Here is a 26,453-nt window from a genome sequence, read left to right on the forward strand (position 1 = left end):
TCAGCGGCCCCAGCCGCGCATCGCGATCCACTGCACCGTGCCGCAGACCACCGCCAGCGCGGCATAGGTGGCCATCGAGCCGTCGCGGCCCGTGAGGATCAGCCCGGCCAGCGAGGTCAGCAGGCCGGCCCCGAAGGTGATCGCCCATTGCTTCCACCAGTGCGGAATGCCGGTGCGCGGGCCGCCGAGGAAGCGCCCGACAGCCACCAGCACCAAGGCGATGAAGGCCGCCGGTGCCGCAAAATTAAGCAGGTGGTTGAAGAGATCCAGCAGGTCCATGAGGGGCTGTGAGTGAGCGCAAGGCCATGTGGCGGCGCATATGGCTGTCATAGGGAAAGCCATTTGCCCCTCGGCAAACCTCGCCCGGCTGCTGATTTTATAATCATGGACATGTCAGTCTGGGCTCTCGGCTTGAACCACACGACCGCGCCGCTCGATCTGCGCGGTCGTTTCGCGTTCGCGCTCGACCAGATCGCCCCGACGCTGCACAGCCTGCGCAGCTCTTTCGCCGGCAACAGCAGCCACCCGCAGGTCGAGGCCGCGATCATCTCGACCTGCAACCGCACCGAGATCTACTGCGCCTCCGAGCACATCGCGCTCGACCACACCTTCGGCTGGCTGGCCCAGAGCGGCGGCGTGGCCCCCGCCCTGCTGCGCTCGCACGCCTACACCCTGCACGACGACGAAGCCGCGCGCCATGCCTTCCGCGTGGCCAGCGGGCTCGACTCCATGGTGCTCGGCGAGGCCCAGATCCTGGGCCAGATGAAAGACGCCGTGCGCGCGGCCGAAACCGCCGGCGCGCTCGGCAGCACGCTCAACCAGCTGTTCCAGCGCTCGTTCGCGGTCGCCAAGGAAGTGCGCACCGCGACCGAGATCGGCGCCCACTCGATCAGCATGGCCGCCGCCGCCGTGCGCCTGGCCGGCCAGCTGTTCGAAGACCTGCGCAAGACCCGCGTGCTGTTCGTCGGCGCGGGCGAAATGATCGACCTCGCGGCCACGCACTTCGCGGCCAAGGAACCCAAGGCCATCGCCATCGCCAACCGCACGCTGGAGCGCGGCGAAAAGCTGGCCTCGCGCTTCGGCGGCGAAGCCATGCGGCTGGCCGACCTGCCGGCGCGGCTGGCCGAGTTCGACATCGTCATCAGCTGCACCGCGAGCACGCTGCCGATCATCGGCCTGGGCGCCGTGGAGCGCGCGCTCAAGGCTCGCAAGCACCGCCCGATGTTCATGGTCGACCTGGCCGTGCCGCGCGACATCGAACCCGAGGTGAAGGCCCTCGAAGACATCTACCTGTACACCGTGGACGACCTCGCCCAGGTCGTGCAGCAGGGCCAGGCCAACCGCCAGGCCGCCGTGGCGCAGGCCGAGGTCATCATCGACGCCGGCGTGCAGAGCTTCATGCACTGGCTGGGCCAGCGCGGCACCGTGCCGCTGATCCAGCAGCTCAACGCGCAGGCCGACGAATGGCGCGCCACCGAGATGGCCCGCGCGCGCAAGCTGCTCGCCAAGGGCGAATCGATCGATGCGGTGCTCGAAGCCATGTCGCGCGGCCTCACGCAGAAGATGATGCACGGCGCCATGGCCGAGCTGCACGCAGGCGATGCCGCCTCGCGCGAACAGACGGCGCAGACGCTCTCGCGCCTGTTCCTGCGCAAAGAGCGTTAGCGACGAAGCTCGCCGATGGCCCGCCCGCCGCGCGGGCCGCGCTTTTCATGCGCCCTGCCGCTGCACTGCGGCGCTCCCCTCCCCATTTTTCGAGCCCCTTCCGTCGTGAAATCCTTTCTGCGCCACCAACTCGAACGCTACGTCCAACGCCTGGGCGAGCTCGACTTCCTGCTCTCGCGCGAAGACATCATGAGCGACATGGCGCAGTACCGCACCATTTCGCGCGAGCACGCCGAGGTCACGCAGATCGCCGGCCGCTATGAGCGCTTCAAGCAGCGGGAAGCCGACATCGCGGGCGCCCAGGAGATGCTCGACGACCCCGACATGGCCGAGATGGCCAGGGAAGAAATCGCCGGTGCCGAGGCCGAGCTGGTGCAGCTCGAAGACGAGCTGCAGCGCCTGCTGCTGCCCAAGGACCCCGACGACGCGCGCAACGCCTTCATGGAAATCCGCGCCGGCACGGGCGGCGACGAATCGGCGCTGTTCGCGGGCGACCTGCTGCGCATGTACACGCGCTACTGCGAGCGCGCCGGCTGGCGCTGCGAAGTGGTGAGCGAAAGCGAGAGCGAGCTCGGCGGCTACAAGGAAGTGGTGATCCGCATCGTCGGCGACGACGTCTTCGGCCACCTGCGCTTCGAGTCGGGCGGCCACCGCGTGCAGCGCGTGCCGGCCACCGAGACGCAAGGGCGCATCCACACCAGCGCCTGCACCGTCGCCGTGCTGGCCGAGCCCGACGAGACCGTGGCGGTGCAGATCAACCCGGCCGACCTGCGCATCGACACCTACCGCGCCAGCGGCGCCGGCGGCCAGCACATCAACAAGACCGACTCGGCCGTGCGCATCACGCACATCCCGACCGGCATCGTGGCCGAGTGCCAGGACGACCGCAGCCAGCACCGCAACAAGGCCAAGGCGCTGCAGGTGCTGTCGGCGCGCATCCAGGAAAAGGAGCGCAGCGAGCGCGCCGCCAAGGACGCCGCCATGCGCAAGGGCCTGATCGGCAGCGGCGACCGCTCGGACCGCATCCGCACCTACAACTTCCCGCAAGGCCGGCTCACCGACCACCGCATCAACCTCACGCTCTACAAGCTGCTGGCCATCATGGAAGGCGACTTGGGCGACGTGCTCGAGGCGCTGCGCGCCGCACGCGAGGCCGAGCAGCTGGCCGAGCTGGAATCGAGCCTGCCCGCGTGATGACCGACGCCGCCGCACCCTCCACCGTGGCGCAGGCGCTGGCCGCGGCCATGGCCCTGGGCATCGACCGCCTCGACGCCCAGCTGCTGCTGCTGCACGCGCTGGGCCGCCCGGTGAACGATCGCGCCTGGCTGCTCGCGCACGACACCGACCCGTTTCCCGGCGAAGCCTGGCCCACGTTCGCGCGCCAGCTGTCGCGCCGCACGGCGGGCGAGCCGGTCGCCTACCTGCTGGGCGAGAAGGAATTCCATGGCCTGCAGCTGCAGGTCGATGCCCGCGTGCTGGTGCCGCGCCCCGACACCGAGACGCTGGTCGAGTGGGCCCTGGCCTGCCTCGACGGCCGCCCCGCCCCGCGCGTGCTCGACCTCGGCACGGGCAGCGGCGCGATCGCGCTGGCGCTGCAGCATGCGCGCCCCGACGCGCAGGTCGACGCGGTCGATGCCAGCGCCGACGCGCTCGCGGTGGCCCGGGCCAATGCGCAGCGCCTGGGCCTGCCGGTGCGCTTCACCGAATCGAGCTGGCTCGACGGCGCCGCCGACGGCTACGCGGTCATCGCCAGCAACCCGCCGTACATCGCCGCCGGCGACCTACACCTGCCCGCGCTGCGCCACGAGCCGACCCGCGCGCTGGTCGCCGGCGCCGACGGCCTGGACGACATCCGCCAGATCGTGCGCGACGCGCCCGCCCACCTGGCCGACGGCGGCTGGCTGCTGCTGGAGCACGGCCACGACCAGGCCGAGGCGGTGCGCCAGCTGCTGGCCGAACGCGGTTTTGCCGAGGTGCAAAGCCGTGACGACCTCGCCGGCATCGCGCGCTGCTCCGGCGGCATCTGGCGCACGGTGAAATAATCCCCCCAGCCCACTTTTCTTCAGGAGTCCCCATGTCCGACGCTCAACAACGCATCGACGACCTCGTCAAGTCCAACGAACTCGTGCTCTTCATGAAGGGCAACGCCAGCTTCCCGATGTGCGGTTTCTCGGGCCGCGCCATCCAGATCCTCAAGGCCGTGGGCGTCGACACCAAGACGCTCAAGACCGTCAACGTGCTCGAAGACGACGGCATCCGCCAGGGCATCAAGGAATACAGCAACTGGCCCACCATCCCCCAGCTCTACGTGAAGGGCGAATTCGTGGGCGGCTCCGACATCATGATGGAGATGTACGAGTCGGGCGAACTGCAGCAGGTGATCGGCGGCGGCGCGTCCGCCTGAGCCCTGCGCTCCCTGCTTGACGGGCGCCGCGCCCCGCGCGCGCCCGGACCCGGTGCCAGTCATGGCACCATGGCGGTCTACGACGTGCCGCCATGACCCTCACCCAAAGCCTGCTCATCATCGCGCTGCTGATCGCGATGAGCGCCTTCTTCTCCCTCGCTGAAATCTGCCTGGCCGCCTCGCGCCGCCTGCGTCTGCGCCAGATGGCCGACGAGGGCGATCCGCGCGCGGAAAAGGTGCTGCGCGTGCAGGAGCAGCCGGGCCACTACTTCACCGTGGTGCAGATCGGCCTGAACGCGGTGGCGATCCTCGGCGGCGTGGTGGGCGAAGGCTCGCTGAGCCCGTATTTCGCCCGCTTCTTCGAGAACTGGCTCAGCGTGGAGGTGGCGGCCAACATCGCTTTCCTGTGCTCGTTCGTGATCGTGATCGCGGTGTTCCTGGTGTTCGCCGACCTGTTCCCCAAGCGCCTGGGCATGAGCGCACCCGAGCGGCTCGCGGTGCGCATCGTCGGGCCGATGCTGCTGCTGATCACCGCCTTCAAGCCGCTGGTGTGGTTCTTCACGCGCGCGACCGACCTGCTGTTCAAGGTGCTGGGCATGCCGATGGCACGCGACGACAAGATCACCTCGGCCGACATCCTGGCCATGACCGAGGCCGGTGCGCAGGCCGGCGTGCTGGCGGCGCGCGAGCAGCAGGTGATCGCCAACGTGTTCGAGCTCGACACGCGCCTCGTCAGCAGCGTGATGACCGCGCGCGAGAGCATCGCCTGGTTTTTGCACGACGACCCCGAGTCGGTGCTGCGCGCGCGCATCGTGGCCGAGCCCTATTCCGCCTACCCGGTGTGCGACGGCGACATCGACCACGTGCTGGGCTACGTGGATGCCAAGGACATGTTCCAGCGCGTGCTCAGCGGCCAGCCGCTGGCCTTCGACCAGGGCCTGACGCTGCACAAGGCGCTGGTGATTCCCGACCGGCTCTCGCTCACCGAGGTGCTCGAGCAGTTCCAGCAGGCGCGCGAAGACTTCGCGATCATCGTCAACGAGTACAGCCTGGTGGTCGGCGTGATCACGCTCAACGACGTGATGAGCACGGTGATGGGCGACCTGGTGTCGACCTCGACGCCCGAAGAAGAGCAGATCGTGAAGCGCGACGAGAACTCATGGCTCATCGACGGCATCACGCCCATCCAGGACGTGCAGCGCGCGCTGCACATCGACGAGCTGCCGCACGCCGAGGAATACGAGACGCTGGCCGGCTTCCTGATGGTGATGCTGCGCCGCGTGCCCAAGCGCACGGACAGCGTGACCTGGGGCGGCTACACCTTCGAGGTGATGGACGTCGACAGCTACCGCATCGACCAGGTGATGGTGACCAAGGGCTCGGCGACCGCCAAGGCGGTGGTCGCCGACTGAGCGACGACCTTCAGGCCGCCGAGCGGTCCCTGTCGACGTAAGCCCACAGCCGCTGGTTCGCGAACACCGCGTTCGGGTACGGCGCGCGGCCCCGGCTGCCGTTGTAGCGGCCCAGCGTCATGAACAGGTCGCCCTTCTCGCGGTCGAGGTAGTGGCGCAGGATCACGCAGCCGAAACGCAGGTTGGTCTGCATGTGGAACAGCTTGGCCGAATCGCTGTCGCCGATCACGCGGGTCCAGAACGGCATCACCTGCATGTAGCCGCGCGCACCGGCGCTGGAGACCGCGAACTTGCGGAAGTTGCTCTCGACCTGGATCAGCCCGAGCACCAGGCTCACGTCGAGCCCCGAGCGCTTGGCCTCGTACCAGACGGTCTGCAGGAACTCGATGCGCGTGGCCGGGTCGGCGACCTTCTTGCGCAGGCGCTCGCTCATCTCGCCGAGCCACCGCAGGTACGCGAGGCGGGCCTCGGTGTCGGCGAACTGCGGCACCGGCGGCGCCTTGTTGTGGATGGCCGAGCTCAGCGCGGTGCGCACCGAGTCGATCAGCGGCTCTTCGATCTGCGCGCCGGCCCAGGCCACCTGAGGCAGTGCCAGCGTCGTCAGGGCGCCTGCCGCAACGCTGCCCAACAGACAGCTGCGTCGCGAAAGGCCCCCCGCCACGCTCATGCCGCGAGCTTGCCGGCGATGAAGTCGGCGATGCCGGCCGCGGGCACCTTGGTGGCGGCGGTGTCGCGCCGGCCCTGGTACTCGAGCTGGCCTTCCTTGAGGCCGCGGTCCGAGATGACCACGCGGTGCGGCACGCCGATCAGCTCCCAGTCGGCGAACATCGCGCCGGGGCGCTCGCCGCGGTCGTCGAGCAGCACGTCGACGCCCTTGGCCAGCAGTTCTTCGTAGAGCGCTTCGGCCGCGACCTTGACCTCGGGGCTGCGGTCCATGCCGATCGGGCAGACCACGACCGTGAACGGCGCCAGCGCGTCGGGCCAGATGATGCCGCGCTCGTCGTGGTTCTGTTCGATGGCGGCGGCCGGCAGGCGCGTGATGCCGATGCCGTAGCAACCCATCTCGAGGAACTGCGGCTTGCCGCCTTCGTCGAGGTAGGTGGCGTTCATGTCCTTGCTGTACTTGGTGCCCAGCACGAAGACGTGGCCCACCTCGATGCCGCGCTCGATGGCCAGCACGCCCTTGCCGTCGGGCGAGGCGTCGCCGGCGACCACGTTGCGCAGGTCGGCGACCAGGTCGGGCTCGGGCAGGTCGCGGCCCCAGTTGACGCCGGTCATGTGGAAGTCGATCTCGTTGGCGCCGGTGATCCAGTCGGCCAGCACGGCGGCCTCGCGGTCGGCCACGAGCTTGACGGGCTTCTTGAGGTTCAGCGGGCCGAGGTAGCCCGGCTTGCAGCCGAAGTGCTCGTCGATCTCGGCAGTGGTGGCAAAGCGGAAGCCCTTGTCCAGGCCAGGCAGCTTGCTGACCTTGATCTCGTTCATGTCGTGGTCGCCGCGCAGCAGCAGCAGCCAGATCTGCGCGCCCTTGATGTTGCCGGCGTCGTCGAGGATGTCGGTGGCCAGCACCAGCGACTTGACCGTGGTGGCCAGCGGTACGCCGAGCAGCTCGGCCACGTCGGCGCAGGTGCTCTTGCCGGGCGTGGGCGTCTTCTCGAGCGCGTTGGCGGCGGCAGGACGCGGACCGGCCGGAGCCAGCGCTTCGGCCTTTTCCATGTTGGCGGCGTAATTGCTGTCGGGGCAGTAGACGATGGCGTCTTCGCCGGTGGCGGCGATCACCTGGAACTCTTCGCTCAGGTCGCCGCCGATGGCGCCGCTGTCGGCCGCCACCGCGCGGTAGCGCAGGCCGAAGCGGTCGAAGATGTTGCGGTAGGCCTGGGCCATCACCTGGTAGCTGGCCTTGGCCGCGTCGAGGTCGCGGTCGAAGCTGTAGGCGTCCTTCATGATGAACTCGCGCCCGCGCATCAGGCCGAAGCGCGGACGGCGCTCGTCGCGGAACTTGGTCTGGATCTGGTAGAAATTCTTCGGCAGCTGCTTGTAGCTGCGGATTTCCTGGCGCGCGATGTCGGTCACCACCTCTTCGCTGGTCGGCTGGATCACAAAGTCGCGGTCGTGGCGGTCCTTGATGCGCAGCAGCTCGGGGCCCATCTTGTCGAAGCGACCGGTCTCCTGCCAGAACTCGGCCGGCTGCACCACGGGCATCGTGAGCTCGACGGCGCCGGCGCGGTTCATTTCCTCGCGCACGATCGCCTCGACCTTGCGGATCACGCGCAGGCCCATGGGCATGTACGTGTAGATGCCCGTGCCGAGCTTCTTGATCATGCCGGCACGCATCATGAGCCGATGGCTCGCGACCTCGGCGTCAGCGGGCGCTTCCTTCAGGGTGGAGACAAAAAATCGGGAAGCTTTCATCGGGATCGCGCAGGTGGGTTCGAAGTGAGGAGGGAGACAGGCACCCCGGAGAGACCCTGAGAGCCCGGAACCGGTCGCTTGCCGAGTGCAACCCGGCATGCATAATCGACTCAGTTCAAAAATTGGGGTTTGATTATGCTCGACCGGGACGGCTTCAGGCCCAACGTCGGCATCATCCTGCTCAACCAGAGAAACCAGGTTTTCTGGGGCAAGCGCATACGCACGCATTCCTGGCAGTTTCCGCAAGGCGGCATCGACCGTGGCGAAAGTCCCGAGCAAGCCATGTTCCGGGAACTGCACGAGGAAGTCGGGCTCCATCCGGAGCATGTGCGCATCGTGGCCCGTACCCGCGACTGGTTGCGCTACGAGGTGCCGGATCGGTTCATCCGCCGTGACGCACGGGGCCACTACAAAGGCCAGAAGCAGATCTGGTATCTGCTGCAACTTGTCGGCCACGACTGGGATCTCAACCTGCGTGCCACCGACCATCCCGAATTCGACGCCTGGCGCTGGCATGACTACTGGGTCCCGCTCGACGTGGTCGTCGAGTTCAAGCGCGGCGTCTACGAGATGGCGCTTACCGAGCTTGCTCGCTACCTGCCCCGGCAGGATTTCCGCAACCGCTTCCTGCGCAGCAACGTGCGCGCCCGAGAATTCGAGCGCCACACGCTGGACCATGGAGCGCCCGCGGGCCTGGATCTGCCGCCCGGCGGCAGCTTCGACCCGCATCCCGACATTCCTTCTGCGAGCGATGAACCTCATCCCAAGAACAGCGCGCCTTCTTCTTTCCCGACGCCACGCTGAGCGTGCGCTCGTCATCGCCTGCGTGGGCCTGCTGGCCGCCTGCGCCTCCCGCGGCTACGACACCGACAACCCCGACTGGGCCCAGGCCGGCATGCCACCCGCGCCCAAGAGCACGGAGCAGGACAAGGAGTGGGAAGAAACTGCGGTGCCGCCGCCGCCCGCCTTCAGCGAAAGCCGTCTGCTGCCGATCGCGATGCCGCCCTACATGACGCTGAAGTTCGGCGTCGACCCGAACACGATCGCCATCACGAAGGACGGCATCGTGCGCTACGTGGTGGTGGCACAGAACCGGGCCGGTGGCGCCGTCAATGCGTTCTACGAAGGCGTGCGCTGCTCGACGGCCGAGATGAAGAGCTATGCCCGCTACAACAACGGCGCCTGGCAGGAAACGAAGTCGCCCGAGTGGAAGCGCGTGAAGGACATGAACTCCAGCTACGTGCCGGCGCTGTCGTCGCAGGGCCTGTGCCGCGGCAACGCGCCGCGCAGCTCGGTCAACGAGATGGTGCAGAACATCCGAAATCCGCTGCGCGAACTGCCGTGAAGCGGCGGCGGGGCATGGCACCCCGCCTTGGCGATCAACCGGGCATCAGCACCATGTTGTCGCGGTGCACCATCTCCGGCTCGGCCGCGTAACCCAGCAGCCGCTCGAACTCGGCCGAAGGCTTGCGGCACAGCAGCCGAGCCTCCACGCTCGAATAGTTGGCCAGCCCGCGGGCCAGCTCGACGCCGTCGACGTCGCGCACCGCAATCACGTCGCCGCGCGAGAACTCGCCCGACACGCCCGTCATGCCGATCGGCAACAGGCTCTTGCCTTCACCACGCACCTTCGCAGCCGCACCGGCATCGACGATGACGGCGCCACGCAGTTGCAGGTGATCGGCCATCCAGCGCTTGCGTGCCTGGTGCTTGGCGGTCTGCGCCACCAGCAGCGTGCCGATGGATTCGCCACGCGTGAGCCGCAGCAGCGCGTCGGCTTCGCGGCCCCAGGCGATGACCGTGGAAGCACCGGAGCCCGCCGCGCGCTTGGCCGCGAGGATCTTGGTGATCATGCCGCCGCGCCCGATGCTCGAGCCGGCGCCGCCTGCCATGGCTTCGAGCGCCGGATCGCCTGCGGCAGCTTCGTGCACGAATTTCGCGTCGGGGTCCTTGCGCGGGTCGGCCGTGTACAGGCCCTTCTGGTCGGTCAGGATGATCAGCGCATCGGCCTCGACCAGGTTGGCGACCAGCGCGCCGAGCGTGTCGTTGTCGCCGAACTTGATTTCGTCGTTGACCACCGTGTCGTTCTCGTTGATCACCGGCACCACGCCCAGGCGCAGCAAAGTGACGAGGGTCGAACGTGCATTGAGGTAGCGCTCGCGGTCCGCAAGGTCGGCGTGCGTGAGCAGCACCTGCGCGCTGCCGATCTGGTTCTCGCGCAGCTTGGTCTCGTACATCTGGGCCAGGCCCATCTGCCCGACGGCCGCCGCCGCCTGAAGCTCGTGCACTTCGTGCGGACGGGTCTTCCAGCCCAGGCGCTTCATGCCCTCGGCGATCGCGCCACTCGACACCATGACCACTTCGCGCCCGTCGCGCACCAGCTCGGCCAGTTGCCGGCACCACTCGCCGATGGCACCTTCATCGAGGCCGCGCCCCTCGTTGGTCACGAGGCTGGAGCCCACCTTGACGACGATACGGCGGGCATCCCGCAAGGCAGTGGAACCGGAATTCGAGGTCATGAAGAAAGAAGGCGTGTTTCAGGAATGCAGCCTGCGCTGCTTGCTATCCATTTTGCAGCACCGAAGGTGCCGCGACGCCCTCAGTTTCCTTCGGGCGGCAGTGGGACGAAGCGCGGATCGACCACGACGGTTTCGTGCTCGGCCACCTGCTGCGCCTTGACCTGCTGGTACACGGCCTTGATCAGGTGCTCGCAGCCTTCGCGCGTGAGCGCCGAGATCTCGAAGACCGGGCCCTTGAAGCGCAGGCGCTTGACGAAGTCCTTGACCAGTGCCGCACGCTCGTCGCCGGGCACCATGTCGAGCTTGTTCAGCACCAGCCAGCGCGGCTTGTCGTAGAGCGCGGCATCGTACTTCTTCAGTTCGCCCACGATGGCTTTTGCCTGGGCGACCGGATCAACCGCATCGTCGAACGGTGCCATGTCGACCACGTGCAACAGCAGGCGCGTGCGCTGCAAGTGCCGCAGGAACAGGTGACCGAGGCCGGCGCCTTCGGACGCGCCTTCGATCAGGCCGGGCAGGTCGGCGACCACGAAGCTTTGCTCCGGACCGACGCGCACCACACCCAGATTGGGGTGCAGCGTGGTGAAGGGGTAGTCCGCGATACGGGGACGGGCATTCGAGATGGCGCTGATCAGGGTCGACTTGCCCGCGTTGGGCATGCCCAGCAGGCCCACGTCGGCCAGCACCTTGAGCTCGAGCTTGAGGCTCTTCTTCTCGCCGGGCCAGCCAGGCGTCTTCTGGCGCGGCGCACGGTTGATCGCGCTCTTGAAGCGCATGTTGCCGAAACCGCCATCACCGCCCTTGGCGATCGTGACGACCTCACCTTCCGTCAGCATCTCGTACAGAACCTCGCCGGTTTCGGCGTCGGTGATGATCGTGCCGACCGGCATCCGGAGCACGATGTCATCGCCCGCGGCGCCGAACATGTCGGAGCCCATGCCGTGCTCGCCGCGCTTGGCTTCGTGCCGGCGCGAGTAGCGGAAATCGACCAGGGTGTTGAGGTTCGAGTCGGCCACCGCGAACACGTGGCCGCCACGGCCGCCGTCGCCGCCGTTGGGGCCGCCGAACTCCTTGTACTTCTCATGACGGAACGACACGCAGCCGTTGCCGCCATCGCCCGCGGCGATGTCGATGAAGGCTTCGTCGACGAACTTCATGGGATGTCCAGTTTACAAATGAAGAAGCCCCGGCAATGCGGGGCCTCGGAAAGATCGAAGTGACTGCGGGGCTTAGGCCGCGGGCGTCACGTTGACCATGTGCTTGTTCAGCGCACCCTTGTGACCGAACGACACGTGGCCGTCGACCAGGGCGAAGAGCGTGTGGTCCTTGCCCACGCCGACGTTCACGCCGGGGTGGAACTGGGTGCCGCGCTGGCGCACGATGATCGAGCCTGCGCTGATCAGTTCGCCGCCGAAGGCCTTCACGCCGAGCATCTTGGGCTTGGAATCGCGCCCGTTTCGCGTGGAGCCGCCGCCTTTTTTCTGTGCCATGGAATGTGCTCCTTAGCCGGCGATCGCGCCGATTTGCAGTTCGGTGAACTGCTGGCGATGGCCTTGACGTTTTTGATAGTGCTTGCGACGGCGCATCTTGAAGATGCGAACCTTGTCGTGCAGGCCGTGCGACAGCACCGTGACTGTCACCGTTGCGCCGGACACCAGGGGCGTGCCAACCTTGATTTCAGCGCCGTTTCCGACAGCCAGAACCTGGTCGATCACGATTTCCTGGCCTACGTCCGCAGCAATCTGTTCTACTTTAATTTTCTCGCCGGAAGCAACGCGATACTGCTTGCCGCCGGTTTTTATGACCGCGTACATGTAAACCTCTTAGAAATGAGTCTCCGCAGCGAATTCCGCAGAGCCCAAGATTATAGCGCGGTTTGCGAACACTCACCACCCCGACGCTGAGACGCTCCAGGGAATCGTGCACGGCTCCCTATAATTCGCGCGTTCCGGCCTCCAGGGCCGCCCTCATCCTCGCAGCGCCCCGCGCCTTCGCTTTGCCAGTTCCCGCCGCCGACACCTCCCCCACCGCCACCGTGCTGGACCTGATTGCCGGCGACATGGTCGAAGTCGACCGTGTGATCGCCCAACGCCTCAATACTGGCGTTCCGCTGGTCAGCCAGGTTTCGCAATACATCATCTCGGCCGGTGGCAAGCGGCTGCGGCCGGCGCTGCTGCTGCTCATGGCAGGCGCGCTCGGCTACACGGGCGAACAGCGCTTCAACTTGGCGGCCGTGGTGGAGTTCATCCACACCGCGACCCTGCTGCACGACGACGTGGTCGACGAATCGACCCTGCGCCGCGGCCGTGCCACCGCCAACGAATCCTTCGGCAACCCAGCCAGCGTGCTGGTGGGCGACTTCCTGTACTCGCGCGCCTTCCAGATGATGTTGGATGCAAACAACATGCGCATCATGCAGATCCTGGCCGAAGCGACCAACGTGATCGCGGAAGGCGAAGTGCTGCAGCTGATGAACATGCACGACGCCTCGCTGGACGAAGCAGCGTACCTGCGCGTGATTCGCTCCAAGACCGCCAAGCTCTTCGAGGCAAGCACCCGGTTGGCGGCCGTGCTGGCCGGCAGCACATCCGAAGTCGAAGAGGCCTGCGCCACTTACGGGCAAGCACTGGGCACCGCCTTCCAGGTGATCGACGACGTACTCGACTACGCGGGCGACGCCCAGGAAACCGGAAAGAACGTCGGCGACGACCTGCGCGAAGGCAAGACCACTCTGCCGCTGATCTTCGCCATGCAGCGCGGCACACCCGAACAGAGCACGCTGGTGCGCGCCGCCATCGAGGCCGGAGATACCGCCCAGCTGGGGAAAATCGTCGAGATCGTTCGCGAAACCGGCGCGCTGGAAGCCTCACGCGCGGCTGCCGCGGCAGAGGCCGAACGCGCAATTCATGCATTGCGCGACCTTCCGTCGAATTTGCACGCTTCAGGTTTGCTACAATTAGCGGCTCAGTTGCTTGAGCGACGTGCCTGAAACACCTCCACAGAGTTGGCATCTAGGACGAGTTCTTTTTCTTGCAACCAATCGGGGTGTAGCTTAGCCTGGTAGAGCGCTACGTTCGGGACGTAGAGGCCGGAGGTTCGAATCCTCTCACCCCGACCAGTTTTTCTCGACTGGTCCAGTTAATGTCAGCCCCTGTTGCTGTGTAACGATTTACAGCACAGGCGTGTTCAGCGATGATCGTGAAGCACTTTTTCACATCTTTTGCATTCGCTGAATGGCCGCTGCCGAAATTCCCGTTAAAGAAACTACGCAGATCGCCCTTCCCGGCCTGGCGCGCGCCCTCGTGTCGGCCGGCAAGCTCGCGGCGAAGACAGCCGAAGACATCTATCAGAAGTCACTGAGCGGCCGCACCAGCTTCATCGCCGAACTGACCGGCACCGGCGCCGTCTCGGCCGCAGACCTCGCCCACACCCTGTCAAGCGCCTTCGGCGCCCCGCTGCTCGACCTCGATGCCATCGATCACCAGCGCCTGCCCAAGGACCTGCTCGATCCGAAGCTCTGCCATGCGTACCGCATCGTCGTTCTCAGCAAGCGCAACAACCGCCTGATCGTCGCGACGGCCGACCCGTCGGACCAGCAAGCCGCAGAAAAAATCAAGTTCGCGTCGCAGATGGGCGTGGACTGGGTCATCGCGGAGTACGACAAGCTCTCACGCATGATCGAAGCCGCCGCAGCCAGTGCTGCGGAAACGATCAACAGCATCGTCGGCACCGAGTTCGAGTTCGACGACGTCACGGCCGACACCTCGGGCGATGCCAACGAACAGGCCATCGCCGAGGTCGAAGACGCACCCGTGGTGCGCTTCCTGCACAAGATGCTGCTCGACGCCGTGAGCATGCGAGCCTCGGACATCCACTTCGAGCCCTACGAACACCACTACCGGGTGCGCTTTCGAGTCGACGGCGAGCTGCGAGAAATCGCCAGCCCACCCACGGTCATCAAGGACAAGCTGGCCTCGCGCATCAAGGTCATTTCGCGGCTCGACATCTCGGAGAAGCGCGTGCCGCAGGACGGCCGCATGAAGCTCAAGATCGGCCCCGATCGCGTGATCGACTTCCGCGTGAGCACGCTGCCCACGCTGTTCGGCGAGAAGATCGTCGTGCGTATCCTGGACCCGAGCAGCGCGCGCATGGGCATCGACGCCCTGGGCTACGACGCCGACGAAAAGGAACGGCTCCTCCACGCCATCGGCCGCCCCTATGGCATGGTGCTGGTGACCGGCCCCACGGGCTCGGGCAAGACCGTGTCGCTATACACCTGCCTGAACCTGCTCAACCAGCCGGGCGTCAACATCGCGACGGCAGAAGACCCGTCGGAAATCAACCTGCCCGGCGTCAACCAGGTCAACGTCAACGAGAAGGCCGGCCTCACCTTCGCGGCGGCGCTGCGCGCCTTCCTGCGACAGGATCCCGACATCATCATGGTCGGCGAAATCCGCGACCTCGAAACCGCCGACATCTCGATCAAGGCCGCGCAAACCGGTCACCTGGTGCTGTCGACGCTGCACACCAACGACGCCCCGACCACGCTCACGCGCATGCGCAACATGGGCATCGCACCGTTCAACATCGCGTCAAGCGTGATCCTGATCACCGCGCAACGCCTCGCGCGCCGGCTGTGCATGCTGTGCCGCGCGCCGATCGACATCCCGCGCGAAGCCCTGCTCGAGGCCGGCTTCAACGAGGAAGACATCAACGGCACCTGGAAGCCCTACCGCCCGGTCGGCTGCGCCGCCTGCAGTGGCGGCTACAAGGGCCGGGTCGGCATCTACCAGGTGATGCCGATTTCGGAAGCCATCCAGGAAATCATCCTGCGCGACGGCAGCGCGCTGGACATCGCGAACCAATCCGAAGCCGAAGGCGTGCGCTCGCTGCGCCAGTCCGGCCTTCGCAAAGTCATGCAGGGCCTCACTTCGCTCGAAGAAGTCGTCGCCTGCACCAACCTATAACGAACACACTGAACCGGAGATCGAATGGCAACAGTGGCATCCTCCCGCTCCCAGGTCACGCACAAGGAATTCGTCTTCGAATGGGAAGGCAAGGACCGCAACGGCAAGCTGGTGCGCGGCGAACTTCGCGCCGCCGGGGAGAACCAGGTGCAGGCGGCCTTGCGTCGCCAGGGCGTGCTGGCCTCCAAGATCAAGAAGCGCCGCATGCGCTCGGGCAAGGCGATCAAGCCCAAGGACATTGCGATCTTCACGCGACAGCTCGCGACCATGATGAAGGCGGGCGTACCGCTACTGCAGGCCTTCGACATCGTCGGGCGCGGCAACGCGAACCCGAGCGTCGCCAAGCTGCTGAACGACATCCGCAGCGACGTCGAGACCGGCACCTCGTTGTCGGCTGCTTTTCGCAAGTTCCCGAAGTACTTCGACAACCTGTATTGCAACCTGGTGGAGGCCGGTGAGGCGGCCGGTATCCTGGAAGAGTTGCTGGATCGTCTCGCGACCTACATGGAGAAGACCGAGGCGATCAAGTCGAAGATCAAGTCGGCATTGATGTACCCGACCTCGGTGGTCGTCGTGGCCTTCGTGGTGGTGGCGATCATCATGATCTTCGTGATCCCCGCGTTCAAGCAGGTGTTCTCCTCGTTCGGGGCCGACCTGCCCGCACCGACGCTGTTCGTGATGGCTATGAGCGAGTTTTTCGTTGCCTATTGGTGGCTGATCTTCGGCGTGCTCGGCGGTGGCATCTACTTCTTTCTGCAAGCGTGGAAACGCAATGAGCGCGTCCAGAAAGTCATGGACCGCCTGCTGCTGCGCATTCCCGTCTTCGGCACTCTGATCGAAAAATCCTGCATCGCCCGCTGGACCCGCACGCTCGCGACCATGTTCGCAGCCGGCGTACCGCTGGTGGAGGCGCTCGACTCCGTGGGCGGCGCGTCGGGCAACTCGGTCTACGGCGACGCCACCGCCAAGATCCAGCAGGAGGTCTCGACCGGTACCAGCCTCACGGCCGCCATGACCAACGTCAACCTGTTCCCTTCGATGGTGATCCAGATGACGGCCATCGGCGAGGAGTCGGGCTCGATCGATCACATGCTCAGCAAGGCCGCCGACTTCTACGAATCCGAAGTCGACGACATGGTCGCCGGCCTCTCCAGCCTGATGGAACCCATCATCATCGTGTTCCTGGGCGTCATCATCGGCGGCATCGTGGTGTCGATGTACCTGCCCATCTTCAAGCTCGGCCAGGTCGTCTGATGCTGGTGTCGCAAGGGTTCGACACCGCGCTGGCCGGTGTGCTGGGGCTATTGATCGGCAGTTTCCTCAACGTGGTGATCTACCGCACCCCGGTCATGATGTACCGGGGCTGGCTGAGCGATGCGGTCGCCAATCTCATGTCGTCGAAGGACACGCCTTCGCTCTGGTCGCTGGTCTTCGGCCCAAAGGCCGTGCCACCCGCAGGCCTCGAGGCGGCCGCCGACAAGGCCGCCGAAGCGCTCGAGAAGCTCCCGCCTTTCGATCTCACGCGCCCCGCCTCGCGCTGCGGCACGTGCGGCCACAAGATCCGCTGGTACCAGAACATCCCCGTGCTCAGCTACCTCGTGCTGCGTGGCCGGTGCGCCAGCTGCAAGACCTCGATCAGCCCCCGCTACCCGCTCGTCGAACTGATCACGGGCGCGCTGTTCGCCCTGTGCGCACACCGCTTCGGCATCACCCCCACGGGCGCGCTCTGGGCGGCCTTTGGCGCCGTGCTGATCTGCCAGTTCCTGATCGACTTCGACACCCAGTTCCTGCCCGACGCCCTGAACTACCCGCTGCTCTGGCTCGGCCTGGTCGGTGCCGCCATGGGCTGGACCGGCGTCAGCCTGAACACCGCGGTCTGGGGTGCCGTGTTCGGCTACCTGAGCCTGTGGCTTGTGTACCATGCCTACCGCCTGGCCACAGGCAAGGAAGGCATGGGACATGGGGACTTCAAACTGCTCGCCGCTCTGGGCGCCTGGCTCGGCGCCGACTACCTCATTGCGATCATCCTCGTCTCGTCGGTGGTGGGCGCCGTGATCGGCCTCACGCTGCGCTTCGCCGGCAAGCTGGCCCACAAGGACATTCCCATCGCCTTCGGCCCCTTCCTGGCCGGCGCCGGCCTGATCTGCCTCGTGGCCGGTCCCGCTGTCGTCAAGCAATGGATTCCCTTCGCCTTCCCTTTCGGGGCCCTGGCCCTTTGAGAACGACAGCGGCATGGCGGTGAAGCGCATCGGCCTGACCGGCGGCATCGGCAGCGGCAAGAGCACGGTCGCGTCGCTGCTGGTGGCCGAAGGGGCGGTGCTGGTCGACACCGACGCCATCGCGCGCCGCATCGCGCAGCCCGGCGGCATCGCGATGCCCGCCATCGAGGCCGCGTTCGGCGCCTCGGTCATCGCGCCCGACGGCGGCCTCGACCGGGCCGCCATGCGCCAGATCGTGTTCGCCGATGCGGGCGCCAAGGCCCGCCTCGAAGCGATCCTGCATCCGCTGATCGGCACCGAGACGCAACGCCAGGCCGCCGCCGCCGGCGATGCCATCGTCGTCTTCGATGTCCCGCTGCTGGTCGAATCCGGCCGCTGGCGCGCCCTCGTGGACCGCGTGCTGGTGGTCGATGCCCGCGAAGACACGCAGCTCCAGCGTGTGGTCGCACGCTCGGGATGGGAGCCCGAAGCCGTGCGCGCCGTGATCGCCCAGCAGGCGCCGCGCAAGGCACGCCGGGCCGCCGCCGACGCCGTGATTTACAACGAGTCACTGACGCTCGCGGAACTGGGCACCGAGGTGCGGGGTCTCTGGAAGCTGTGGGCTGCGGCCGCCACGCGATAATCCGAGACCAGCCGCCCCGGCGGCTCTATAACGATTACGACAAAAAGGCGCTCGCCCCTGCAGTGCCCTCCCCGAGATGCTTTTCAACTCGTATCCCTTCATTTTTGTCTATTTCCCGCTGGTCCTGATCGGGTTCTTCCTGATCGGCAAGCGCAACGCCCGCGCCGCCGCCGGCTTCCTCGGACTGGCCTCGCTGTTCTTCTACGGCTGGTGGAGCGTGCAGGCCCTGCCGCTGCTGCTGGGTTCCATCTGCGTGAACTACTGGTTCGGCCTGCAGCTGACGCCCGCGCCAGGACGCAACGACCGCAAGCGCAAGACGCTGCTGATCGCCTCGCTGGTGATCAACCTGGGCGTGCTGGCCGTCTTCAAGTACGCCAACTTCTTCCTGGAAAACGTCGACGCCGGACTGGTCGCGGCGGGCCTCACGCCGATCGAGCTGGTGCACATCGTGCTGCCGATCGGCATCTCGTTCTACACCTTCACGCAGATCGCCTTCCTGGTCGACTGCTGGCAGGGCAAGGTGCACGAGCGCAGCTTCATCCACTACGTGCTGTTCGTCACCTACTTCCCGCACCTGATCGCGGGCCCGGTGCTGCACCACGCGCAGATGATGCCGCAGTTCGCGAACCCCGCGACCTACCGGATGGACCCGAACAAGGTCGCCATCGGCCTCACGATCTTCGTCTTCGGCCTCGCCAAGAAACTGCTGATCGCCGACCCCATGGGGCAGTACGCCGACCTGATGTTCAACGGCGTTCACAAGGGCATCGAGCCCACGCTGTACACCGCATGGTTCGGCGCGCTGGCCTACACGCTGCAGATCTATTTCGACTTCTCGGGCTACTCGGACATGGCCGTGGGCCTCTCGATGTGCCTGGGCGTGCAGCTGCCGCTCAACTTCCGCTCGCCCTACAAGTCGACCAACATCATCGAGTTCTGGCGCCGCTGGCACATCTCGCTGTCGACCTTCCTGCGCGACTACCTCTACGTGCCGCTGGGCGGCAACCGCAAGGGCCCGGCGCGGCGCTACCTGAACCTGTTCCTCACGATGCTGCTGGGCGGCCTGTGGCATGGCGCGGCCTGGACCTTCGTGGTCTGGGGCGCAATGCACGGCGCGTTCCTGATGGTCAACCACCTCTGGAACGCCAAGGTCCGCCGCAACGCCACCCCGGGGCGCATCGCGCGCGTGCTGGGCTGGCTGCTGACCTTCCTGTGCGTGGTGGTGGCCTGGATCGTCTTCCGCGCCGACGGCATGAACACGGCCATGTCCATCTACAAGGGCATGCTGGGGATGCACGGCGCACCGGTCTCGGCGTTCAGCGAGTTCGGCAAGGTGCCATTCCGCAAGCCGGAGTTCTTCCAGCTCATGCTGGTGGCCATCGTCATCTGCCTGACGCTGCCGCCGACCATCACCCTGGAGCGCTGGATTCCCCATCCCAAGTCGATGGCCGGCCGTCCGGTGATGGCCCGCCTGTCGACCGTGGTGCTCGCCATCGGTACCTTCGCACTGTTCGCGTGGTGCGTTTCGAAGCTGGGCGGCTACAGCCCCTTCCTCTATTTCCAATTCTGATTCGACATGACGACGACCACGACGCCCGCGAAAGTCTGGCTGCGGTTCTTCCTCTTCGGCTACTTCGTCCTGATGGCCCTGTGGATCATTTCGCTCACCAGCCCGGTGCCCTACGGCGACCTCACGCGCATCGGACGCCTGTCCGAACGCGAGTTCGGCTGGCGCGACCCGCCGCCCAAGGTCGACCCGGTCTACCTCGCCAGTACACCCATCGAACAGGCGGACGTGATGGTCGTCGGCGACAGCTTCTCCATGACGCACCGCTGGCAGTCCGTGCTCGCCAAGGCCGGCTACCGGGTCTCGACCTCGTACTGGGGCCAGTACGGCGAATCGCTGTGCGGCGACTTCAGCCAATGGGTCCACGACTCCGGCTTCAAGGGCAAGCTGGTCATCATCGAAAGCGTGGAGCGCCTGCTGGACATGCGCATGCGCTACAGCGAGCGCTGCAAGGACGGCAAGACCATCTTCCCCTACAGCGCCAAGGCCGAGCCCCTCATCGAACCCGACGAGACCGTGCCGGCCTTCGCGCCCAACTGGGAAGTCCAGTACATGACCGGCGTCGTGACCTATTACCACACGTGGAAGGCCAAGAACTCGCCGGTAGACACCTATTTCGATCGTGACACCTGGGTAAGGAAAGTCCCCGACGGTTGCAAATTCTTCTCGCATCGCCAGTGCGACCGGATGCCCTTCTTCCAGGAAGACGAGGACAATGGCCCGTTGACCTCCGACACGCTGGCGCGAATGAAGACCTTCACCCAGGCGCACAGCACCCTCCCGATCCTGTGGATGGTGGTGCCCAACAAGACCACGGTCTACCTCAAGCCCGATTTCTCGAAGGACTTCGAAAGCGGCTTCCGCGACGCGAAGCTGGGCCCCGACCTGTACGCCTTCACCCGCGAAAAGCACACGCAGATCCGCGACTTCTACTTCTCGAACGACACGCACATGTCCATGCACGGACAGCTCGCACTCGGCGAGCGCATGCTGGCCGCGGTGCGTGAAGTGATGCCCACACCCCCTTCCAAATCGCCCTGAAGTTATGATTCCGCGACAGGAAACCGACAAATACGCGTGATCCTCTACGAGTACCCCTTCAACGAGCGCATCCGCACGTACCTGAGGCTGGAGCATCTGTTCCGTCGTCTCGGGGAACTGGTGCCCTCGGAATCGCCGCTTTCGCACCACTACGCCCTGGTCACGATCTTCGAGATCATGGACGTGGCGGCACGCGCCGACCTCAAGGCCGACGTGCTGCGCGACCTCGACAAGCACAAGAACGTCTTCAACAGCTACCGGGGCAATCCGGCCATCGCCGAGACGGTGCTGAACCAGGTCGTCGACCAGCTCGAACGCAACTTCAGCGCGCTCAACGGCGTGGCCGGCAAGGCGGGACAGGCACTCACCGAGAACGAGTGGCTCATGAGCATCCGCAGCCGCGCCGGCATTCCGGGCGGCACCTGCGAGTTCGACCTGCCCGCCTACTACGCCTGGCAGCACCGCACGCCGGCCAGCCGCCGCGCCGACCTGGAACGCTGGTCGAACACGCTGTCGCCATTGGCCTCGTCGATCTACCTGCTGCTCAAGCTGCTGCGCGACGCCGACGTGCCCTACAAGGTGATCGCCACCCACGGGCAGTTCCAGCAGAACCTGCCGCAGGGACGCAGCTTCCAGCTGCTGCGGCTGCGCATCGATCCCAAGCTGGGCCTGGTCCCGGAAATCAGCGGCAACCGCCTCATGGTCTCGGTGCGGCTCATGCGGCACGAGGCCGACGACCGCCTGCACCCGAGCACCGAAGACACCCCCTTCGAACTGACCCTCTGCGCGTGAGGTCCGGTGTGAGCAAGAAGAAAGAAGACGAACGCATCGTCCGCTGCCCGACCTGCGGCGGCGACAGCATTTATGCGGAGCGCAACCCGTTCCGGCCGTTCTGCAGCGCACGCTGCAAGGGCATCGACTTCGGCGCCTGGGCGACCGAGGAATTCAGGATGCCGGCGGAGACACCGCCCGACGAAGAGCCCTTCGGCGATCCCAAGCTGCAGCAATAGATTGCCTGCACGCCACCGCAGCCCAAGGCTGCGGGGTCGTCAATTGGCCGCCGCGGGCTGCACGCCCTCTTCCAGGAACACCTTGTCCAGGTAGGTCGCGAACTGCCGCGTGAACGCGGGCCGCAGGTGGCCGTGGTCCTTGTAGGCCGGCGCACCGTCAGGCATCGTCCGCGGGCACTGGCCGTCCTTGCACAGGGCGCCCAGCACGTCGATCGCCTCCGCGCCGCTGGCGGCCGCAATCTGCAGGAGCCGCTGGTTGAGCTTCACCTGGTCGGCGAGCACGGGCGCGGTCGGCGAATTGCCCACCACCGAGAGCGTGCGCAGCCGGCTGCCCTCGATCATGCGGCGGGGTTCGAAGTCGTCACCCAGCGCGTTGTCGAGCAGCAGATAGACCTTTTTCTTCTGCTTGACCAGCTCGGTCACCCACGCCTGCAGCGCCACCAGCGAGGGCTCGATGCCGGCGCGGTCGCCGCGGGTCAGGGAGAGCGACGCGCCGTTCGCGCGCAGCACGTAGTCCAGCGGGAAATCGCCCGTGAAGTAGCAGTTCCAGCAGCTGCCGATCAGCACGGTGTCGATCTGCGGGTCGCGTGCCATCGCCATCCACTGGTCGCGGGCCGGGCCGCAGCCCGGGTTCTGCTCGGCGAAGACGTTCGGAATGGCCGGGCATGCGCCGTAGGTGAAGAAGTACGTGGTCGCCATACGCTCGGGCGCGAGGCGTGCCAGCTCCGCGGCACGCGGGCCGTACTCGATGACGTGGCTGTCGCCGATCAACAGCACCTTGCGGGCGCCGTTGCCGATGCGATTCACCGCGTAGGGGCCGAAGTTCTCCGAGGAAAAGCCGGCGTAGTAGTCGCCGTCCACCGTCGCATCGGTCACCTTCTGCAGCAGCTCGCTGTTGTGGCGGGCGGGCAAACCGTTGAGCACCGCCACGCCGGCCACGGCCACGAACGCACCGGTGCCCACGAGCGTGCGCAGCATGCCCGCGCCCAGGCGGGCCCGCGTGAACCGCTCGATGAAGCGGTAGGTCAGCCAGGCCAGCAGCACGCTCGCGACCACCATCGTCACGCGCGTGCCCACCGACGGCTCCGCGCCCTTGACGATTCGCGCGTACACCAGCAGCGGCCAGTGCCACAGGTACAACGGATAGCTGATCAGGCCGATCCACACCATCGCGCGGTTCGACAGGAAGTACTTGTTCAGCACGCCCGTCGGGCCGGCCGCGATGCAACTCACCGCGCCCAGCGTCGGCAGCAGCGCCCACCAGCCGGGGAAGGCCTTGTCGCTGCGGATCATCACGAGGCCCAGCACGATCAGGCCCACGCCCAGCACCGACTGCACATGGCTGCGCCAGACGCTCAGCGCCGACGGCTTCATCCGCATGCAGGCCAGGATGCCGCCCACCATCAGTTCCCAGAAGCGCGAGGCCGGCGAATAGAAGGCCGCCGTGCGGAACGGGTGGATCGTCGTCACGTTGATGAGGAACGACACCACCGCCAGCACCCACAACACGCGCACGATCGGCCAACGCCTGCGCCAGGCCAGCCCGAGCAGCAGCGGCCAGAAAATGTAGAACTGTTCCTCGATGCCCAGCGACCACAGGTGCAGCAGCGGCTTGGTCTCGGCGGCCGTGTCGAAGTAGCCGGCCTCGCTCCAGAAGACGAAGTTGGCCACGAAGCCCACGCCGCCCAGCGCCTGTTTGCCCAGCTCGACGAATTCCTTGTTCAGCAGCACGTACCAGCCGAAGGCCAGCACGCCCGCCAGCACCAGCATCAGCGCCGGGAAGATCCGACGGATGCGCCGTGCATAGAAGTCGCGGTAGCTGAAATCGCCGGCCGCGTGGCTCTGCATGATGATCGTCGTGATCAGGAAGCCCGAGATCACGAAGAAGATGTCGACGCCGATGAAGCCGCCAGGCAGCAGCTTCGGAAACGCGTGAAAGATGACGACCGAGGCCACGGCCACGGCGCGCAGGCCGTCGATGTCGGCACGGTACTTGGGATGCATATCTCTTACTTCTGGACCACGGTCGTGCCGTGCGTCGTCAGGCGACGGTCGACACCGCCTCGGCGGCCGACGCGGGCAGGCCGCGTTCCTCGACCAGCCACGCCAGCACCGGCAGCGCGCCCGGCAGCACCGGCGCCACGTCGAGCGGCAATTGCTGCCAGGCCATGGCCTGGCTTTCGCGCATTTCGAACTCGCCGGTCCAGTCCGTCACCTTGCACCAGTGCAGGCGCACCAGCGCGTGCGGGTAGTCGTGCTCCGTGACCTTCCAGACCTCGGCGCCGCCGATGGTGATGCCCAGTTCTTCCTGCAGCTCGCGGCGCAAGGCTTCCTCGACCGTCTCGCCGGCTTCGATCTTGCCGCCCGGGAACTCCCAGTAGCCCGCATAGGCCTTGCCTTCGGGGCGCGTGGTGAGCAGCAGCGCCTCGTCGGCCAGCCGGATCAGCACGCCGACGGCCACTTCGGTGTGCTTGCGCGCCGATGTCACAGCCTCGCTCACGCGCCGGCCCGCCCTGCGTAGTCGCGCGCGAACTGGTAGGCCACGCGGCCGCTGCGCGAGCCGCGCTCCAGCGCCCACACGAGCGCCTCGGGCCGCGCTGCGGCGATGGCCGCGTCGTCGACGCCGAACGACGAGAGCCACTGGCCCACGATCGTCAGGTATTCGTTCTGGCTGAAGGGGTAGAAGCTCACCCAGAGGCCGAAGCGCTCAGACAGCGAGATCTTCTCTTCGATCACCTCGCCCGGATGCACTTCGCCATCGTCGGTGTGGGTGTACGTGAGGTTTTCCTTCATGTACTCGGGCAAGAGGTGGCGCCGGTTGCTGGTCGCGTAGATCAGCACGTTGGGCGTCGAGGCGGCAATCGATCCGTCGAGGATCGACTTGAGCGCCTTGTAGCCCGGCTCGCCCTCGTCGAAGCTCAGGTCGTCGCTGAAGACGATGAACTTCTCGGGACGCTGCGACACCACCTCGACGATGTCGGGCAGGTCGGTGAGCTCGGCCTTGTCGACCTCGATCAGGCGCAGGCCCTGCGGCGCATAGGCCTGCAGGCAGGCGCGGATCAGCGACGACTTGCCCGTCCCGCGCGCGCCGGTCAGCAGCACGTTGTTGGCCGGCTTTCCTTCGACGAACTGGCGCGTGTTGCGCTCGATCTTTTCCTTCTGGACGTCGATTTCCCTCAGCGAATCGAGCGCCATCGTGGCCACATGCTTCACGGGCTCCAGCACGCCATGGCCGGAACTGCGGCGGCGGTAGCGCCAGGCGATGGAGGCGCTCCAGTCGGTCGGCGCGGCCAGCGGCTGCGGCAGGATCGATTCGATGCGGCCGATGAGCTGCTCGGCGCGTTCGATGAGCTTCTGGAACTGCTCGTTCATGACCGGTAGTCGGCGTTGATGGTCACGTACTCGTGGCTGAAGTCGCAGGTCCACACGGTGTCGCTGGCGGTGCCGCGGCCCAGGCCGATGCGCACGGTGATTTCGCTCTGCTTCATCACGCGCTGGCCGTCTTCCTCACGGTACGACGGATTGCGTCCGCCCTTCACCGCCACGTGCACGTCATCGAGGAACAGGTCAATGCCGGTCTGGTCGAGGTCGGCAATGCCGGCATAGCCGACGGCCGCCAGGATGCGGCCCAGGTTCGGGTCGCTGGCGAAGAAGGCGGTCTTGACCAGCGGCGAATGCGCCACGGCATAAGCCACCTGGCGGCACTCGGCCCCGTCCTTGCCGCCATCGACCTGGATGGTGATGAACTTGGTGGCGCCTTCGCCGTCGCGCACGATGGCTTGCGCCAGCAGGCGGGCCACGTCGCGCATTGCGGCCACGAGCGCCTGGCCGTCGGCCGAGTCGAGCGAGGTGATGGTCGCGTGCGCAGCCTTCTGCGTGGCAATGACCACGAACGAGTCGTTGGTCGAGGTGTCGCCGTCGATGGTCACGCGGTTGAACGAGGCGTCGGCCAGCTGCGTGGCCAGCGGCTGGATCAGCGCCGGGTCGATCTTCGCGTCGGTCGCCATGAAGCCGAGCATGGTCGCCATGTTCGGGCGGATCATGCCGGCGCCCTTGCTGATGCCGGTGATCGTGACCGTGGCGCCGCCGATCTGCACCTGGCGGCTGAACGCCTTGGGGATCGTGTCGGTGGTCATGATGCCTTCGGCGGCACGGGCCCAGTTGTTTTCCGACGCGTCGGCCAGCGCGGCCGGCAGGCCGGCCTCGATGCGGTCCACGGGCAGTGGCTCCATGATCACGCCGGTCGAGAACGGCAGGATCTGCTCGGGCGCCAGCTCCAGGTGGCGCGCCAGCGCGATGCAGGTCGAGCGCGTGCGCATCAGGCCGTCTTCGCCGGTACCGGCGTTGGCGTTGCCGGTGTTGATCACCATCGCGCGGATGCCGTAGTTGGCCTTCAGGTGGTCACGGCAGACCTGCACCGGGGCGGCGCAGAAGCGGTTCTGCGTGAACACGCCGCCGACCGCCGAGCCTTCGTCGATCAGCACGACGGTCAGGTCCTTGCGGTTGGCCTTGCGCACGCCGGCTTCGGCCACGCCGATGCGGACGCCGGGCACCGCGAACAGCGCGGCGGGATCGGGGGCGGACAGGTTCACGGGCATGGGATTTCTCTCAATGAAAG

At 66.4% G+C, this 26,453-nt stretch carries 27 protein-coding genes and 1 tRNA gene; 17 read left to right on the plus strand and 11 right to left on the minus strand.

Annotated elements, in window-relative coordinates; all coding sequences use genetic code 11:
* The gene (locus VHAB30_RS19370; protein ID WP_159278175.1) at positions 1 to 279 is read right to left on the minus strand and encodes a hypothetical protein; all 279 of its coding nucleotides are present in this window, start codon (positions 277 to 279) and stop codon (positions 1 to 3) included.
* 111 nt (positions 280 to 390) lie between these two features.
* Here VHAB30_RS19370 and hemA point away from each other — a divergent pair, with 111 nt between their 5' ends.
* The 5 genes from hemA (at position 391) to VHAB30_RS19395 (ending at position 5,481) form a co-directional block, all read left to right on the plus strand.
* A complete protein-coding gene (gene hemA, locus VHAB30_RS19375) occupies positions 391 to 1,665 on the plus strand; it encodes a glutamyl-tRNA reductase (RefSeq protein WP_062474496.1) in 1,275 nt (424 codons plus the stop codon).
* 105 nt (positions 1,666 to 1,770) lie between these two features.
* Positions 1,771 to 2,859, plus strand: a complete 1,089-nt coding sequence (prfA, locus tag VHAB30_RS19380; RefSeq protein ID WP_159278176.1) for a peptide chain release factor 1 — start codon at positions 1,771 to 1,773, stop codon at positions 2,857 to 2,859.
* Positions 2,859 to 3,707 carry a peptide chain release factor N(5)-glutamine methyltransferase gene (gene prmC / locus VHAB30_RS19385; RefSeq protein WP_159278177.1) on the plus strand — a complete coding sequence of 283 codons (849 nt, stop codon included), beginning with the start codon at positions 2,859 to 2,861 and terminating at the stop codon, positions 3,705 to 3,707. The genes prfA and prmC overlap by 1 nt, the downstream gene beginning before the upstream one ends.
* 32 nt (positions 3,708 to 3,739) lie before the next feature.
* Positions 3,740 to 4,069, plus strand: a complete 330-nt coding sequence (gene grxD / locus VHAB30_RS19390; RefSeq protein WP_062474501.1) for a Grx4 family monothiol glutaredoxin — start codon at positions 3,740 to 3,742, stop codon at positions 4,067 to 4,069.
* A 92-nt stretch (positions 4,070 to 4,161) separates the two neighbouring features.
* On the plus strand, positions 4,162 to 5,481 hold the full coding sequence (locus VHAB30_RS19395) for a hemolysin family protein (RefSeq protein ID WP_159278178.1): 1,320 nt from the start codon (positions 4,162 to 4,164) through the stop codon (positions 5,479 to 5,481).
* A 10-nt stretch (positions 5,482 to 5,491) separates the two neighbouring features.
* On the opposite strand, the gene VHAB30_RS19400 is transcribed toward VHAB30_RS19395, so the two are convergent.
* Positions 5,492 to 6,148: a lytic transglycosylase domain-containing protein gene (locus VHAB30_RS19400; protein WP_062474504.1), complete on the minus strand. Its 657-nt coding sequence runs from the start codon at positions 6,146 to 6,148 to the stop codon at positions 5,492 to 5,494.
* Positions 6,145 to 7,890 (minus strand): proline--tRNA ligase, encoded by a 1,746-nt coding sequence (locus tag VHAB30_RS19405; protein ID WP_159278179.1) that lies wholly within the window; start codon positions 7,888 to 7,890, stop codon positions 6,145 to 6,147. The genes VHAB30_RS19400 and VHAB30_RS19405 overlap by 4 nt, the downstream gene beginning before the upstream one ends.
* A gap of 135 nt (positions 7,891 to 8,025) precedes the next feature.
* Here VHAB30_RS19405 and VHAB30_RS19410 point away from each other — a divergent pair, with 135 nt between their 5' ends.
* Both VHAB30_RS19410 and VHAB30_RS19415 read left to right on the plus strand, forming a co-directional pair.
* Complete coding sequence (locus tag VHAB30_RS19410; RefSeq protein WP_159278180.1) at positions 8,026 to 8,694, plus strand: RNA pyrophosphohydrolase; 669 nt, start codon at positions 8,026 to 8,028, stop codon at positions 8,692 to 8,694.
* Positions 8,642 to 9,235 carry a CNP1-like family protein gene (locus tag VHAB30_RS19415; RefSeq protein ID WP_159278181.1) on the plus strand — a complete coding sequence of 198 codons (594 nt, stop codon included), beginning with the start codon at positions 8,642 to 8,644 and terminating at the stop codon, positions 9,233 to 9,235. Before VHAB30_RS19410 ends, VHAB30_RS19415 begins: the two co-directional genes overlap by 53 nt.
* A gap of 34 nt (positions 9,236 to 9,269) precedes the next feature.
* On the opposite strand, the gene proB is transcribed toward VHAB30_RS19415, so the two are convergent.
* The 4 genes from proB to rplU form a co-directional block, all read right to left on the minus strand.
* On the minus strand, positions 9,270 to 10,409 hold the full coding sequence (gene proB / locus VHAB30_RS19420) for a glutamate 5-kinase (RefSeq protein WP_062474510.1): 1,140 nt from the start codon (positions 10,407 to 10,409) through the stop codon (positions 9,270 to 9,272).
* An 80-nt stretch (positions 10,410 to 10,489) separates the two neighbouring features.
* On the minus strand, positions 10,490 to 11,566 hold the full coding sequence (gene cgtA / locus VHAB30_RS19425; RefSeq protein WP_070063611.1) for an Obg family GTPase CgtA: 1,077 nt from the start codon (positions 11,564 to 11,566) through the stop codon (positions 10,490 to 10,492).
* A gap of 72 nt (positions 11,567 to 11,638) precedes the next feature.
* Positions 11,639 to 11,899: a 50S ribosomal protein L27 gene (gene rpmA, locus VHAB30_RS19430; protein ID WP_013543198.1), complete on the minus strand. Its 261-nt coding sequence runs from the start codon at positions 11,897 to 11,899 to the stop codon at positions 11,639 to 11,641.
* Between the two features lie 12 nt (positions 11,900 to 11,911).
* Entirely contained in the window at positions 11,912 to 12,223 is a 312-nt protein-coding gene (rplU, locus tag VHAB30_RS19435; protein ID WP_062474515.1) for a 50S ribosomal protein L21, read from the minus strand.
* 182 nt (positions 12,224 to 12,405) lie between these two features.
* Here rplU and VHAB30_RS19440 point away from each other — a divergent pair, with 182 nt between their 5' ends.
* From VHAB30_RS19440 to VHAB30_RS19485, 10 genes are all read left to right on the plus strand, one after another.
* Positions 12,406 to 13,398, plus strand: coding sequence for a polyprenyl synthetase family protein (locus tag VHAB30_RS19440; RefSeq protein WP_159278182.1), 993 nt, complete (start codon positions 12,406 to 12,408; stop codon positions 13,396 to 13,398).
* Between the two features lie 52 nt (positions 13,399 to 13,450).
* A tRNA-Pro gene (locus VHAB30_RS19445) sits at positions 13,451 to 13,527 on the plus strand.
* Positions 13,528 to 13,642: 115 nt separating this feature from the next.
* Entirely contained in the window at positions 13,643 to 15,376 is a 1,734-nt protein-coding gene (pilB, locus tag VHAB30_RS19450; RefSeq protein WP_159278183.1) for a type IV-A pilus assembly ATPase PilB, read from the plus strand.
* Positions 15,377 to 15,400: 24 nt separating this feature from the next.
* Positions 15,401 to 16,630, plus strand: a complete 1,230-nt coding sequence (locus VHAB30_RS19455; RefSeq protein ID WP_159278184.1) for a type II secretion system F family protein — start codon at positions 15,401 to 15,403, stop codon at positions 16,628 to 16,630.
* Positions 16,630 to 17,595, plus strand: a complete 966-nt coding sequence (locus tag VHAB30_RS19460; protein WP_159278185.1) for a prepilin peptidase — start codon at positions 16,630 to 16,632, stop codon at positions 17,593 to 17,595. Before VHAB30_RS19455 ends, VHAB30_RS19460 begins: the two co-directional genes overlap by 1 nt.
* A 13-nt stretch (positions 17,596 to 17,608) precedes the next feature.
* Positions 17,609 to 18,217, plus strand: coding sequence for a dephospho-CoA kinase (coaE, locus tag VHAB30_RS19465; RefSeq protein WP_174250234.1), 609 nt, complete (start codon positions 17,609 to 17,611; stop codon positions 18,215 to 18,217).
* A 76-nt stretch (positions 18,218 to 18,293) separates the two neighbouring features.
* Complete coding sequence (locus VHAB30_RS19470) at positions 18,294 to 19,787, plus strand: MBOAT family O-acyltransferase (protein WP_159278186.1); 1,494 nt, start codon at positions 18,294 to 18,296, stop codon at positions 19,785 to 19,787.
* 6 nt (positions 19,788 to 19,793) lie between these two features.
* Positions 19,794 to 20,825, plus strand: coding sequence for a hypothetical protein (locus VHAB30_RS19475; RefSeq protein WP_159278187.1), 1,032 nt, complete (start codon positions 19,794 to 19,796; stop codon positions 20,823 to 20,825).
* Positions 20,826 to 20,861: 36 nt separating this feature from the next.
* Positions 20,862 to 21,617 (plus strand): cell division protein ZapD, encoded by a 756-nt coding sequence (gene zapD, locus VHAB30_RS19480; RefSeq protein ID WP_070063618.1) that lies wholly within the window; start codon positions 20,862 to 20,864, stop codon positions 21,615 to 21,617.
* 8 nt (positions 21,618 to 21,625) lie between these two features.
* Positions 21,626 to 21,835 carry a DNA gyrase inhibitor YacG gene (locus tag VHAB30_RS19485; protein WP_062474531.1) on the plus strand — a complete coding sequence of 70 codons (210 nt, stop codon included), beginning with the start codon at positions 21,626 to 21,628 and terminating at the stop codon, positions 21,833 to 21,835.
* A 39-nt stretch (positions 21,836 to 21,874) separates the two neighbouring features.
* On the opposite strand, the gene VHAB30_RS19490 is transcribed toward VHAB30_RS19485, so the two are convergent.
* Genes VHAB30_RS19490 through argJ form a run of 4 tightly spaced genes read right to left on the minus strand, consistent with a single transcriptional unit; the run spans position 21,875 to position 26,433 of the window.
* Complete coding sequence (locus tag VHAB30_RS19490) at positions 21,875 to 23,839, minus strand: acyltransferase family protein (RefSeq protein ID WP_159278188.1); 1,965 nt, start codon at positions 23,837 to 23,839, stop codon at positions 21,875 to 21,877.
* 37 nt (positions 23,840 to 23,876) lie between these two features.
* Entirely contained in the window at positions 23,877 to 24,335 is a 459-nt protein-coding gene (locus tag VHAB30_RS19495; RefSeq protein ID WP_070063620.1) for an NUDIX domain-containing protein, read from the minus strand.
* The gene (locus VHAB30_RS19500; RefSeq protein ID WP_159278189.1) at positions 24,332 to 25,207 is read right to left on the minus strand and encodes an ATP-binding protein; all 876 of its coding nucleotides are present in this window, start codon (positions 25,205 to 25,207) and stop codon (positions 24,332 to 24,334) included. Before VHAB30_RS19500 ends, VHAB30_RS19495 begins: the two co-directional genes overlap by 4 nt.
* A complete protein-coding gene (argJ, locus tag VHAB30_RS19505) occupies positions 25,204 to 26,433 on the minus strand; it encodes a bifunctional glutamate N-acetyltransferase/amino-acid acetyltransferase ArgJ (RefSeq protein WP_159278190.1) in 1,230 nt (409 codons plus the stop codon). The genes VHAB30_RS19500 and argJ overlap by 4 nt, the downstream gene beginning before the upstream one ends.
* Between the last annotated feature and the right edge of the window lie 20 nt (positions 26,434 to 26,453).

Source organism: Variovorax boronicumulans, assembly GCF_009811375.1.
GTDB lineage: Bacteria > Pseudomonadota > Gammaproteobacteria > Burkholderiales > Burkholderiaceae_C > Variovorax > Variovorax boronicumulans.

What these genes read in the sequence shown, in the direction of transcription:
- VHAB30_RS19455 (WP_159278184.1), top strand. Translation starts at nt 15,401, where the DNA reads ATGGCAACAGTGGCATCCTCCCGCTCCCAGGTCACGCACAAGGAATTC.
- grxD (WP_062474501.1), top strand. Translation starts at nt 3,740, where the DNA reads ATGTCCGACGCTCAACAACGCATCGACGACCTCGTCAAGTCCAACGAA.
- VHAB30_RS19415 (WP_159278181.1), top strand. Translation starts at nt 8,642, where the DNA reads ATGAACCTCATCCCAAGAACAGCGCGCCTTCTTCTTTCCCGACGCCAC.
- VHAB30_RS19410 (WP_159278180.1), top strand. Translation starts at nt 8,026, where the DNA reads ATGCTCGACCGGGACGGCTTCAGGCCCAACGTCGGCATCATCCTGCTC.
- rpmA (WP_013543198.1), bottom strand. Translation starts at nt 11,899, where the DNA reads ATGGCACAGAAAAAAGGCGGCGGCTCCACGCGAAACGGGCGCGATTCC.
- cgtA (WP_070063611.1), bottom strand. Translation starts at nt 11,566, where the DNA reads ATGAAGTTCGTCGACGAAGCCTTCATCGACATCGCCGCGGGCGATGGC.
- VHAB30_RS19395 (WP_159278178.1), top strand. Translation starts at nt 4,162, where the DNA reads ATGACCCTCACCCAAAGCCTGCTCATCATCGCGCTGCTGATCGCGATG.
- prmC (WP_159278177.1), top strand. Translation starts at nt 2,859, where the DNA reads ATGACCGACGCCGCCGCACCCTCCACCGTGGCGCAGGCGCTGGCCGCG.
- argJ (WP_159278190.1), bottom strand. Translation starts at nt 26,433, where the DNA reads ATGCCCGTGAACCTGTCCGCCCCCGATCCCGCCGCGCTGTTCGCGGTG.
- VHAB30_RS19460 (WP_159278185.1), top strand. Translation starts at nt 16,630, where the DNA reads ATGCTGGTGTCGCAAGGGTTCGACACCGCGCTGGCCGGTGTGCTGGGG.
- coaE (WP_174250234.1), top strand. Translation starts at nt 17,609, where the DNA reads ATGGCGGTGAAGCGCATCGGCCTGACCGGCGGCATCGGCAGCGGCAAG.
- VHAB30_RS19400 (WP_062474504.1), bottom strand. Translation starts at nt 6,148, where the DNA reads ATGAGCGTGGCGGGGGGCCTTTCGCGACGCAGCTGTCTGTTGGGCAGC.
- pilB (WP_159278183.1), top strand. Translation starts at nt 13,643, where the DNA reads ATGGCCGCTGCCGAAATTCCCGTTAAAGAAACTACGCAGATCGCCCTT.
- VHAB30_RS19490 (WP_159278188.1), bottom strand. Translation starts at nt 23,839, where the DNA reads ATGCATCCCAAGTACCGTGCCGACATCGACGGCCTGCGCGCCGTGGCC.
- VHAB30_RS19475 (WP_159278187.1), top strand. Translation starts at nt 19,794, where the DNA reads ATGACGACGACCACGACGCCCGCGAAAGTCTGGCTGCGGTTCTTCCTC.
- VHAB30_RS19405 (WP_159278179.1), bottom strand. Translation starts at nt 7,890, where the DNA reads ATGAAAGCTTCCCGATTTTTTGTCTCCACCCTGAAGGAAGCGCCCGCT.
- proB (WP_062474510.1), bottom strand. Translation starts at nt 10,409, where the DNA reads ATGACCTCGAATTCCGGTTCCACTGCCTTGCGGGATGCCCGCCGTATC.
- VHAB30_RS19470 (WP_159278186.1), top strand. Translation starts at nt 18,294, where the DNA reads ATGCTTTTCAACTCGTATCCCTTCATTTTTGTCTATTTCCCGCTGGTC.
- VHAB30_RS19370 (WP_159278175.1), bottom strand. Translation starts at nt 279, where the DNA reads ATGGACCTGCTGGATCTCTTCAACCACCTGCTTAATTTTGCGGCACCG.
- rplU (WP_062474515.1), bottom strand. Translation starts at nt 12,223, where the DNA reads ATGTACGCGGTCATAAAAACCGGCGGCAAGCAGTATCGCGTTGCTTCC.
- hemA (WP_062474496.1), top strand. Translation starts at nt 391, where the DNA reads ATGTCAGTCTGGGCTCTCGGCTTGAACCACACGACCGCGCCGCTCGAT.
- VHAB30_RS19500 (WP_159278189.1), bottom strand. Translation starts at nt 25,207, where the DNA reads ATGAACGAGCAGTTCCAGAAGCTCATCGAACGCGCCGAGCAGCTCATC.